Raw genomic sequence first — 10,546 nt, forward strand, 5'->3', positions numbered from 1 at the left:
TTTCGTCTTTCAGACAGGCAGGCGCTGGAACAGGGTTGGGTAATCAGTGACAAGCCCGTCTTCATCGACAGGCAATTCAGCGGTGAACGTGCGATCAGCGGCAGTGTAACGGTAAAGCTTGCCTTCCTTAAGACAAGTATATCGTTGGCTGTCTCGCAGCGGGCGGAAACTATTGAACGGTACATAAAGCATGTCGAGCTGTACCGTGCCGCTTTCGGGCGTCAGACCCAGACGGCGGATCGGCAGGCTATTGGTGAAGGGTGTCCCTGCCAGATCAATGTCCATGCAACCATCAAACTCAGGTAATGCGTCTCCGGCCATGGTCGTCCAGTGCCCATTTCCATCGGATTTGAGTTCGAGCATTAAGCCGGATGTCGTTTCGATGAGGAAATGGAATACGCGCCAGTCGCTCGCGCAATCGATGCTATAACGTACACCGTAGGGAACATCGCCACGCTCGCCGATGATAACGCCAGTGGCGTTGAAAGTGTTACCGGCGGGCGTGATATTGAGATGTTCGAGCCCTTCTCCTTCCAGCGAACGCCAGCGCGCAACGGTGGGGAGAAGGGAGCGAAACATTGAAGCTGCTTAGATCAGCTTGCCGAAAGCGACTGCAGTGTCGCTCATGCGGCTCGAGAAGCCCCATTCATTGTCGTACCACGACAGGATGCGCACCATGGTGCCGTCCATGACCTTGGTCTGGTCGGTGTGGAAGATCGACGAATGCGAATCGTGGTTGAAGTCGTGCGAAACGAGCGGCTCATCGGTGTAGCCGAGGATGCCCTTGAGGCGGCCATTGGCAGCTTCGCGGATCGCATTGTTGATTTCTTCAACAGTGGTCGAGCGCTTGGCAACGAAGGTCAGGTCAACAACCGATACGTTCGGGGTTGGAACGCGGATTGCGACGCCGTCGAGCTTGCCCTTGAGTTCTGGCAGAACCAGACCAACAGCCTTTGCAGCACCCGTCGAAGTCGGGATCATGGAAAGAGCTGCTGCGCGTGCGCGGTAGAGATCCTTGTGCATGGTGTCCAGCGTCGGCTGGTCGCCCGTGTAGGAGTGGATCGTGGTCATGAAGCCCTTTTCGATGCCGATTGCATCGTTGAGAACCTGAGCCACTGGCGCAAGGCAGTTGGTGGTGCAAGAAGCGTTGGAAATGACCTGATGGTCCTTCGTCAGCTTGTCGTGGTTGACGCCATAGACAACGGTAAGGTCAGCGCCATCGGCAGGAGCCGAAACGATAACGCGCTTTGCGCCAGCTTCAAGATGAAGAGCTGCCTTGTCGCGTGCGGTGAAAATGCCGGTGCATTCCAGAGCGATATCGACGCCTTCTTCCTTCCACGGCAGTTCAGCCGGGTTGCGAACAGCGTGAACCTTGATTGGTCCGTAGCCGACGTCGATGGTGTCGCCAGCGACTTTCACTTCCTTTGGAAAACGACCATGAACGCTGTCATAGCGCAGAAGATGCGCGTTTGTTTCCACTGGGCCGAGATCATTGATCGCAACGACCTGAATGTCGGTGCGGCCCGACTCGACGATAGCGCGGAGGACATTACGGCCGATGCGGCCAAAACCGTTAATTGCGACGCGAACTGCCATTTTCTCTAAATCTCCCGAAAGGGTTCTGCATATGCAGTGGCTTGATAAAACAGTTGAACGCGTTTGGGAACGCCCACAACTGGAAAGGTAAACGCCGGCGTGTTTAACGCCGGCGTTTGATTATTATGCGGCCTTGAGCTTCTTTTCCGCGGCTTCAGCAGCATGTTCAGCAGTGATGCCGAAATGCTTGTAGAGATCGTTGATCTCGCCCGAAGCGCCGAAGCCCTTCATGCCGATAAACACGCCGTTTTCGCCGATGAAGCGTTCCCAGCCCATCGAAAGACCAGCTTCGATTGCAACCTTGACCGGTGCATCGCCGAGCGTTGCCTGCTTGTAAGCATCGCTCTGCTCTTCGAAGAGTTCAAAGCAAGGAACGGAAACAACGCGGGTGGCAATGCCCTTGGCTTCGAGAAGGTCACGAGCCTTGAGCGCGATTTCCACTTCCGAACCGGTTGCGAAGATCGAAACCTTTGCGTCACCTTTTGCAGCAGCGAGTTCGTAAGCGCCGAATGCGGAGAGGTTTTCTTCGCGATGTTCGGTACGCACAACTGGCAGGTTCTGGCGGGTCAGGGCGAGCGTCGAAGGAGTGCCCTTCGAATGCAGTGCAATCTGCCAGCATTCTGCAACTTCCACAGCGTCTGCCGGACGGAAGACATTGTGGTTTGGAATGGCGCGCAGAGCTGCAAGATGCTCAACCGGCTGGTGGGTTGGGCCGTCTTCGCCAAGACCAATCGAATCATGGGTCATGACGTAAACAACGCGGATGCCCATCAGCGACGACAGACGCATGGCCGGACGGCAATAATCCGAGAAGCACATGAAAGTGCCCGAGTAAGGGATCAGACCGCCATGCAGCGTGATGCCGTTCATGGCAGCAGCCATGCCGTGTTCACGGATACCGTAGTGGATGTAACGACCACCGTAGTTTTCCGGCGTAACAGCCTTGGTCTGGCTGGTCTTGGTGTTGTTGGAACCGGTCAGGTCGGCAGAGCCGCCCAAGGTTTCAGGCACAACGCCGTTGATCACTTCCAGAGCCATTTCGGACGACTTACGGGTCGCAACCTTTGGCTTTTCTGCGGAAAGCTTCTTCTTGTATTCGTTGATCGCGTCATCGAAGTTTGCAGGCAGGTCGCCACGCATACGACGTTCGAATTCAGCGCGGGTTTCTGCGTTAGCCGCAGCAAGACGCTTTTCCCATTCCAGACGCTTCTTCGCAGCATTGAGGCCAGCAACGCGCCATGCGTCGAGAACTTCAGCAGGAACGACGAAAGGTTCAGAAGTCCAGCCGAGTGCCTTGCGCGTTGCAGCGATTTCTTCTGCACCGAGTGGCGAGCCGTGGACTTTGTTGGTGCCAGCGCGGTTTGGCGAACCAAAACCAATGGTGGTCTTGCAGGCGATGAAGGTTGGCTTGTCCGAAACCTTGGCAAGTTCAATTGCCTTGGCAATCGCGTCCTGATCATGACCGTCAACAGCAAGCGTGTTCCAGCCGGAAGCGGCGAAACGTGCAGGCTGGTCGGTGTTGTCGGACAGCGAGATCGGGCCGTCGATGGAGATGTTGTTGTCATCCCAAAGAACGATCAGCTTATTGAGCTTCAGGTGACCTGCCAGCGACAGGGCTTCCTGGCTGATGCCTTCCATGAGGCAGCCGTCACCAACGATCGCATAGGTGTAGTGGTCAACGAGACTGTCGCCGAACTGTGCATTCAGAACGCGTTCGGAAAGCGCCATGCCAACAGCATTGGCAATGCCCTGTCCAAGCGGACCAGTTGTGGTTTCGATGCCAGCGGCATGACCGTATTCAGGATGACCTGCGGTGCGTGCGCCGAGCTGGCGGAAATTCTTGATTTCATCAAGGGTGATGTCTTCGTAGCCCGAGAGGAAGAGCAGCGAATAAAGAAGCATCGAGCCGTGACCTGCAGAAAGCACGAAACGGTCGCGATCCGGCCAATGCGGATTCTGCGGGTCGTGCGACAGGAAACGGGTGTAAAGAGTCGTTGCTATGTCGGCTGCGCCCATAGGCAGGCCTGGGTGGCCTGAATTAGCCTTCTCGACCGCATCGATCGAGAGAAAGCGGATGGCGTTGGCCAGCTGGTTTTGCTTGTCGGAATTCGTCATTGTCTCAGCCGTCTTTCCAGAGTGGTTTTAACGGGGTTGCGGCGATGCCTCGGGACTGAAGCACGAGCTCCTTATACTAAACGATTTAATCAATTTAAACCGATTAAATTCTGTAGATGCTCGCGCGACAGAAGGCTTTGGGACACATAGCACCTGCTACCGAGGAGTCAACAAAACGATGGCTTATCGGCAATAAACAGTCTGCGATTGATTGGGTAATGCGGGCAATTTGTGGGCTGACAATCACTGAAAAGCCTTTTTTGCGCTGATAACGGTGCATGAACGGCCAGTCTGGCTCGTCATTTGTTGCTTATCGGGCGGTCGATTATTACAGTCTTTTCAAAGATGCCCGTCCGGCAGGCGCGATTCGATGTCTGTGATCTGGCATTGGAAAGGATATGGATGGCACCCGAAACGACCCTCAGGCAGGTCCTCGAACGGCTGGAAAAGGCACTCAGTACGCTTGAACAAGCGGTGGACCTGCGGCTGGACAAGGAAGGCGATTTCGCCGAAGCCGAGGAAGAGGTACAGCGCATGAATGCTGACCGCAGCCGTCTAGCCCAGGAACTCGACCAGTCAGAAGCCCGTGCCGAGCGGCTTGAAGCCGCAAACCGCGAAGTTTCGCGACGTCTGGTGACGGCGATGGAAACCATTCGCGCCGTGCTGGATCGATAGGAGAAGGGATCTATGGCGACTGTAACCGTTACCATTGATGGCAAAGCATATCGCATGGCTTGCGACGAAGGGCAGGAAGAACATCTTTCCGGGCTTGCCGATCGCTTTGACCAATATGTCACCCATCTCAAATCATCTTTCGGCGAAATAGGCGATCTGCGCCTCACAGTGATGGCCGGTATCATGGTGATGGACGAGCTTGCGGAAACGCAAAAGCGCATCAAGGGCCATGAAAACGAGATCGAGACCCTGCGCCGCTCTCGCGACGAAGCGCTGACCAGTGCCGATCAGAATGATGCTGCCCTTACTGGTGTGCTGTCTGATTTGGCCGAACGTATCGAGCAGATAGCAAAGCGTATCGCTCCCCGTCCGGGCGCTGTCTGATCTACGAAAAGATTTCTGTATCTCGGGCTGACGCCTCTGGCGCTAAGGTCTGACTGCGCCTATATAGGTTCTCGGCGTACTGCGCTTCCCGACAGGTGTAACAGCATCCCCGGGGCCTTATTGATCTCTAAGGGAGCTGTCCCTGTGAAGGCCTGTGGGCTTTCGCATATGGCGCCCACCTACGTTGTAGGTTCCCGGGATCAAACACTACCATCGGTCGTCGTGGTCGCCACTTTTCAAGCTCTTGCTATAAAGTAAGCAAAGCTATTTGTTATTTAAGACAAAAATGTTCTAAAACGCCTTATCCTTCAAAGATATGTGCGTTTTAAATGACATCCTCTCCCCCGAATTCTCCTGGCTTTTCCGAACGTTTACGTGTCGCAGTTCCAGTGGCTGTGGCTTACGGGCTTACGCTCTATGTCCTTATCTGGGTGAACTCGGCACGGGAATGGATGCCGTTTATCGCGGGGCTTATGCTTTTGCCTATGGCGATATCGAGCCTTGCTTCGAGCCTAAGCGACCCGCGCGCCGAAAAGGGTCTCTGGCGCCATGTGAGAATGAGCTGGATGATTATCGGCGGTCTCATTGTTGTGAGCATGGCTTTGTTCCGGGAGGGCGGCATCTGCGTGATCATGGCTGCGCCGTTTTTCGGCGTTTTCTCCGCAGTGGGCTCCTGGCTGACGCTTTCGCTGATCCGCCGTTTCCGCACGCCACGCTCCACAATGCTGGTGATCGCACTGCCATTGATGTTCTATCCGTTTGAACCGCTGCTGCAATATGAGCCGCATGAAGGAGCGGTTACGACCGTTATTGATATTGCAGCCTCGCCTGAAGTCGTCTGGCAGCAGACCGCAGAAATCCGCCATGTTCGTCCGGATGAACTGTCATGGACATTCAGTCACGGGATTGTCGGTGTGCCACAGCCCGTCGATGCACGCCTTGAGGGCGAGGGTGTCGGCGCTGTGCGCCAGCTTGAATGGACACGCGGCGTCAAATTTCAGGAGATTGTGACGCGCTGGGAAGAAAACCGGCTGCTGGCCTGGGATTTTCGGTTTGGCACCGATTCCATCCCCGCGGCCGTCGAAGCCCATATCAATGTGGATAGCTCTTACCTGAAGCTCACGAATGGTGATTATCACCTCGAAGCGCTGCCAAATGGTCATACACGTCTCACGCTCACCACACGCTACCGGATTGCAACGCCGATCAATTTCTACTGCGATCTGTGGGGCAAGGTTTTCCTGAATGATTTCCATGGCGTTGTGCTGAAAGTCATTCGTGATCGTTCGCAACGGATTGCAGCTGCTTCTTGACGGATGCCGCCATTCCGGGTCCACTAGCAGCAATTGGTGGAGGCGTTTGATGAATGACAATGGACAGCCGCGAGGCGACGACAAGCAGGCATTGAGGCGAGAGGTGCTTTCGCGTCGCGATGCACTTGATCCGCGCTTTCGGTTCGAGGCGTCACTGGCTGCAGCAAAAAAGGCTGAAACCGCGATATTGATTCCAAAGGAAACGATGGTCGCAGGCTATTGGCCGATCCGCTCGGAGATTGATCCACGTCCGCTTTTGTCAGCGATGCGCGACAAGGGTGCGCGTCTGTGTCTGCCGGTGGTTCTCGATAAGGAAACAATCGCATTTCGTGAATTTCTGCCGGATGCGGAGCTGGTTCAGACGGGGTTCGGCACGATGGGGCCGGACAAGACCGCACCGCTGGTTGATCCTGCCATCCTGTTTATGCCGCTTGCCGGTTTCGACAAGCGCGGTCATCGTCTGGGTTATGGTGCTGGTCATTATGATCGGGCGCTGGCGCGCTTTGCCGGGCGCGGTCTGGAGCCGCTGTTGATCGGCATGGCATTTGATTGTCAGGAAGTGCCACATGTGCCCAATGAGCCGCACGACATTGCTCTTCACCAGATACTGACCGAGACTGGCTTGCACTTATTCGATCAGGGCTGATAAAGACGCATTTATGAGATTACTTTTTCTTGGTGACATGGTGGGCCGGTCGGGGCGCACGGCGGTTTATGAAAAGCTGCCGGGGCTGATTTCCGATCTCAAGCTGGACTTCGTGATCGTCAACGGCGAGAACGCCGCTGGCGGCTTTGGTATTACCGAAGAGATTTTTCACGACACAATCCGCGCGGGCGCGGATGTGGTGACAACCGGCAATCACGTATGGGATCAACGCGAGGCGCTGGATTTCTCCAAGCGCGAAGACCGTTTCCTGCGTCCTGCAAATTTTCCGAAAGGAACGGCAGGCAAGGGCGAGGGGCTTTACATCGCCAAGAATGGTGCCCGCGTGCTGGTATCCAATGTGATGGGTCGCGTGTTCATGCACCCGGATCTGGATGACCCGTTCATTGCGGCCGAGAAAATTCTCGAAGCTTGCCCGCTTGGCGAGCAGGCAGATGCCGTGTTCTTCGATTTCCATGCGGAAGCTACCAGCGAAAAGCAGTGCTTTGGCCATTTTGTCGATGGTCGCGCCAGTGCTGTCGTGGGAACGCATACGCATGTGCCGACCGCCGATTGCCAGATTTTGCGCAATGGCACAGCCTATATGTCGGATGCCGGCATGTGCGGTGACTATGATTCTTCGCTTGGAATGGACAAGGAAGAGCCTTTGAACCGCTTCCTGTCGAAAGTGCCAAAGGGTCGCTTTGAGGCTGCCAGTGGTCCGGCAACCATTTGTGGTGTGGGGATCGAGATTTCTGATCGTACCGGCCTTGCTGAAAAGGCTGCGCCGTTGCGGATCGGCGCACGGCTGGAAGAAACTATCCCTGCATTCTGGCGATAGGCCTTTATAAATTTATTTGAACGCCCGCATAATCGTCTTTGACGGCGATGCGGGTGCAAAGCTCTGACCATTCGCAAGATTTGCACGCTTTGCGGATGCTGCCGTCGGCAAAAGCGGCCCGCATCCGGCCAAGCTGCATGGCATCGAGCGACAATCGTGATCCAGCCGAGATCACCAGGCCAAACAGCCTCGATATGGCTTCCATAGCCAATCTGTCCCGAACAGCTACGCTTGCATTAAAACAGTGGCAATCACTTTCACAGAGCAGCGGCTGGCAGATGTCGTCTGGACCATCGACGATCTCGATGTCTTCTCCATTCGACAAATGCCCGGCAATCGCATCGTAATTTTCCACGAAAGCCGGGCTGTAGCCCTTACCGATATAGGTCAGCATACAAAGAAGATGATGACCGCGCAGGCGAACTGTCATCAATCGTTTATCGCGCTGCTGCTTTGAGAATTGCAGCGCCGAGTGCCGACTTGATCAGAGCGCCGATGAGGAATGGCGTCACACCGAAGGTTACTGCTTTTTCAACGCCGATCAGCGCTGAAAGCCAAATTGCACCAAGGGCGAGGCAAAGCAGGTTGGCTACGCCGAACGATACAAAAGCAAGCACCAGGTTTTTACCGTTCCAGCCTCGTTCCGCGAGATAGCCGGTGAGTGCTGCGATAATCGGAAACGAGACAAGATAGCCAGCGGTTGGACCGGCAAAATGCTGGATACCACCTGCGCCGCCAGCGAGAACCGGCAGGCCAATCATGGCTTCGCCCAGCCAGGCAAGCACGGTGATGAAGCCAAGTCGCCAGCCATAGAGTGCGCCGATCAGCGGCACAATGAGGGTTTGAAGCGTGATCGGAACCGGTATCATAGGGACTGCAATCTGCGATGAGATTGCCAATACCAGAGTACCGAAGGCTACCGCAGCAATGCGTAGGGCTGGTGAGCGGGATTCGAGATCAAGTGGGCTGAAAGATACACGCTTCTGGGTGATGTAAGCCATGGCTTCCTCAAATTATAGATAAAATTACGATTCGATCTATTTAAAATCATCGGATTGATGGTGTTTGGCAAGTGAGAAATAGATAAAATATATAAAAATTGGGAGAGGCTTACAGTGGCTCCAGTTAAGGCTGAATCGTTGGAACCGCTGTAACTATTTGTTTGTACGCATTATCCGACGCATCGCAGCAGGAAAAGAAATCAGTCCGGCGAACTGATTTCCCTGCGGAGGCGGTTCCCACTTTTGCTGGAAATGCTTTAAAATCAAAGCAGCCGCAAGCGCGCGAGCTGCATGTGCGGCAGCTCGCATGGTCATCTTAAGAACTGGAAGGTCTGGGTGGCTGCTTAGCCGACGATGGCGAAAGAATCGCGGGTCTTGCCTGATGCGGTTTTGACGGGGCGATGCCCTATCCACTGCACATGGCGCGCAAGGATGGTGGTCGCCGTCTCAATGTCGTCCTGACGGAGTGCGGTCAGAATCGCGCGGTGATCGTGATCGGTACGGGTTTCCCATTCCGAACGCCAGGTGGCAAACAGAAAGCGCGCGCTTGCTGCATGAAGATCATCAATAGCCGCCAGCAGGCGCGGCATGTTGCATGGCTCCAGAATCAATCGATGAAAGCGACGATTGGCGTCTTCCCAGCTTCGCACATCGCGTGACTTGTCGCCTTCGAGGGTTGCCTGTTCGGCAGCGTCCAGCGTGGCGCGGCTGATATGGGGCGCTGCATGACGCAGGGCCAGCACTTCAAGTGCTGCGCGCATTTCCGCCACTTCGCGGATTTCGCTGATATCGAAGGACGCAACGCGCACGCCACGACGGGGTTCGGAAACCACAAGTCCTTGCGCTTCCAATCGGCGAAAGGCTTCGCGCACGGGCACATGGCTTGTTTCGAACTCTTCGGCGATATGATCCTGACGGAGTTTGATGCCCGGCTCGATCTCGCCCGCAATAATACGGTCGGCGAGAATACGGCTGATGCGGGCGGCAATGGTTTCGCCGGGAGTGTCATTTGAGCGCTGATTCATGGTTTTATAGATAATATTGTTTGGTGGTCCGCGTCGAGGCCTGTCAACTTTATCGACAAGTGATTGCGTGATCGCGCTTTTGCTGGACGAATGCGGCTCAATTCCTTATAACGCGGCCATTCAGCACGGAAAGCGCGGTGGCCGACCTGTCTGCGGCCAGACCCATTCTTATGTGACGCTTTCTCCGTGCGCATCATATGAACAGAACAGGGGTGCCATGGCTGGCCATTCACAGTTTAAGAATATCATGCACCGCAAAGGCCGTCAGGATGCCGTGCGGTCGAAAATGTTTTCCAAGCTTGGTCGAGAAATCACCGTGGCTGCAAAGCAGGGTCTGCCTGACCCGTTGATGAACCCGCGCCTGCGTCTGGCCATCCAGAACGCCAAGGCGCAGTCGATGCCGAAAGATAACATCGAGCGCGCCATCAAGAAGGCGGCAGGCAACGACGGTGAAAACTATGATGAAGTGCGCTACGAGGGCCGCGGCCCGGGCGGCGTGATGGTCATCGTTGAAGCGCTGACCGACAACCGTAACCGTACCGCATCCAATGTGCGTGCAGCTTTCACCAAGTCGGGTGGCGCTCTGGGTGAAACCGGTTCTGCAGCCTTCATGTTCGATCGCGTTGGCGAAATCGTTTACAAGATTTCTGTTGGCGATGCCGACAAGGTCATGGAAGCGGCTATTGAAGCCGGTGCCGACGACGTCCAGTCGGGCGAAGAAGAGCATGTGATCCTCTGCGCCTTTGAAGACATTGGTGAAGTATCGAAGGCGTTGGAAACGGCGCTCGGTGAAGCCGAATCGATCAAGACGATCTGGAAGCCACAGACCAACACGGAACTCGATGAAGAAAAGGCACGCTCCGTGCTCAAGCTTCTCAATGTTCTTGAAGATGATGATGACGTTCAGAACGTCTATTCGAACTTCGAAGTCAGCGACGAAGTGATGGAAAAGC

The 10,546-nt window shown here is 55.2% G+C and carries 12 protein-coding genes and 1 other RNA gene; 7 read left to right on the forward strand and 6 right to left on the reverse strand.

Translation table 11 applies throughout. The features are described 5' to 3' along the window. Nucleotides 1-9: 9 nt before the first annotated feature. From RT142_RS22435 to tkt, 3 genes are all read right to left on the reverse strand, one after another. Complete coding sequence (locus RT142_RS22435; protein WP_007876647.1) at nt 10-579, reverse strand: putative glycolipid-binding domain-containing protein; 570 nt, start codon at nt 577-579, stop codon at nt 10-12. 9 nt (nt 580-588) lie between these two features. Further along, nucleotides 589-1,596, reverse strand: coding sequence for a type I glyceraldehyde-3-phosphate dehydrogenase (gene gap, locus RT142_RS22440; RefSeq protein WP_007876646.1), 1,008 nt, complete (start codon nt 1,594-1,596; stop codon nt 589-591). Nucleotides 1,597-1,719: 123 nt separating this feature from the next. Then, nucleotides 1,720-3,711, reverse strand: a complete 1,992-nt coding sequence (gene tkt, locus RT142_RS22445; protein ID WP_313031640.1) for a transketolase — start codon at nt 3,709-3,711, stop codon at nt 1,720-1,722. A gap of 402 nt (nt 3,712-4,113) precedes the next feature. On the opposite strand from tkt, the gene RT142_RS22450 reads away from it, so the two are divergent. From RT142_RS22450 to RT142_RS22475, 6 genes are all read left to right on the forward strand, one after another. Continuing rightward, nucleotides 4,114-4,386 carry a DUF4164 domain-containing protein gene (locus RT142_RS22450; RefSeq protein WP_007876644.1) on the forward strand — a complete coding sequence of 91 codons (273 nt, stop codon included), beginning with the start codon at nt 4,114-4,116 and terminating at the stop codon, nt 4,384-4,386. A 12-nt stretch (nt 4,387-4,398) separates the two neighbouring features. Then, nucleotides 4,399-4,770, forward strand: coding sequence for a cell division protein ZapA (locus RT142_RS22455; RefSeq protein ID WP_007876643.1), 372 nt, complete (start codon nt 4,399-4,401; stop codon nt 4,768-4,770). Between the two features lie 73 nt (nt 4,771-4,843). Then, nucleotides 4,844-5,002, forward strand: a non-coding RNA gene (gene ssrS / locus RT142_RS22460) — 6S RNA. Between the two features lie 97 nt (nt 5,003-5,099). Continuing rightward, nucleotides 5,100-6,083 carry an SRPBCC family protein gene (locus RT142_RS22465; protein WP_039860165.1) on the forward strand — a complete coding sequence of 328 codons (984 nt, stop codon included), beginning with the start codon at nt 5,100-5,102 and terminating at the stop codon, nt 6,081-6,083. A 49-nt stretch (nt 6,084-6,132) separates the two neighbouring features. Continuing rightward, on the forward strand, nt 6,133-6,729 hold the full coding sequence (locus tag RT142_RS22470) for a 5-formyltetrahydrofolate cyclo-ligase (protein WP_079212272.1): 597 nt from the start codon (nt 6,133-6,135) through the stop codon (nt 6,727-6,729). Between the two features lie 13 nt (nt 6,730-6,742). Further along, nucleotides 6,743-7,567, forward strand: coding sequence for a TIGR00282 family metallophosphoesterase (locus tag RT142_RS22475; RefSeq protein ID WP_007876638.1), 825 nt, complete (start codon nt 6,743-6,745; stop codon nt 7,565-7,567). Nucleotides 7,568-7,571: 4 nt separating this feature from the next. On the opposite strand, the gene RT142_RS22480 is transcribed toward RT142_RS22475, so the two are convergent. The 3 genes from RT142_RS22480 to RT142_RS22490 all read right to left on the reverse strand — a co-directional run bounded on the left by RT142_RS22480 (nt 7,572) and on the right by RT142_RS22490 (nt 9,593). Continuing rightward, a complete protein-coding gene (locus tag RT142_RS22480) occupies nt 7,572-7,997 on the reverse strand; it encodes a DUF1284 domain-containing protein (RefSeq protein WP_313031647.1) in 426 nt (141 codons plus the stop codon). A gap of 7 nt (nt 7,998-8,004) precedes the next feature. Beyond that, the gene (locus RT142_RS22485) at nt 8,005-8,568 is read right to left on the reverse strand and encodes a biotin transporter BioY (RefSeq protein ID WP_231195301.1); all 564 of its coding nucleotides are present in this window, start codon (nt 8,566-8,568) and stop codon (nt 8,005-8,007) included. Between the two features lie 344 nt (nt 8,569-8,912). Next, complete coding sequence (locus RT142_RS22490) at nt 8,913-9,593, reverse strand: GntR family transcriptional regulator (RefSeq protein WP_079212269.1); 681 nt, start codon at nt 9,591-9,593, stop codon at nt 8,913-8,915. Between the two features lie 217 nt (nt 9,594-9,810). Between RT142_RS22490 and RT142_RS22495 the strand changes: the two genes are divergently transcribed. After that, on the forward strand, nt 9,811-10,546 hold a 736-nt coding region (locus RT142_RS22495; protein ID WP_313031652.1), incomplete at its 3' end, for a YebC/PmpR family DNA-binding transcriptional regulator.

The organism is Brucella sp. (assembly GCF_032066345.1).
Taxonomy (GTDB): domain Bacteria; phylum Pseudomonadota; class Alphaproteobacteria; order Rhizobiales; family Rhizobiaceae; genus Brucella; species Brucella pseudogrignonensis.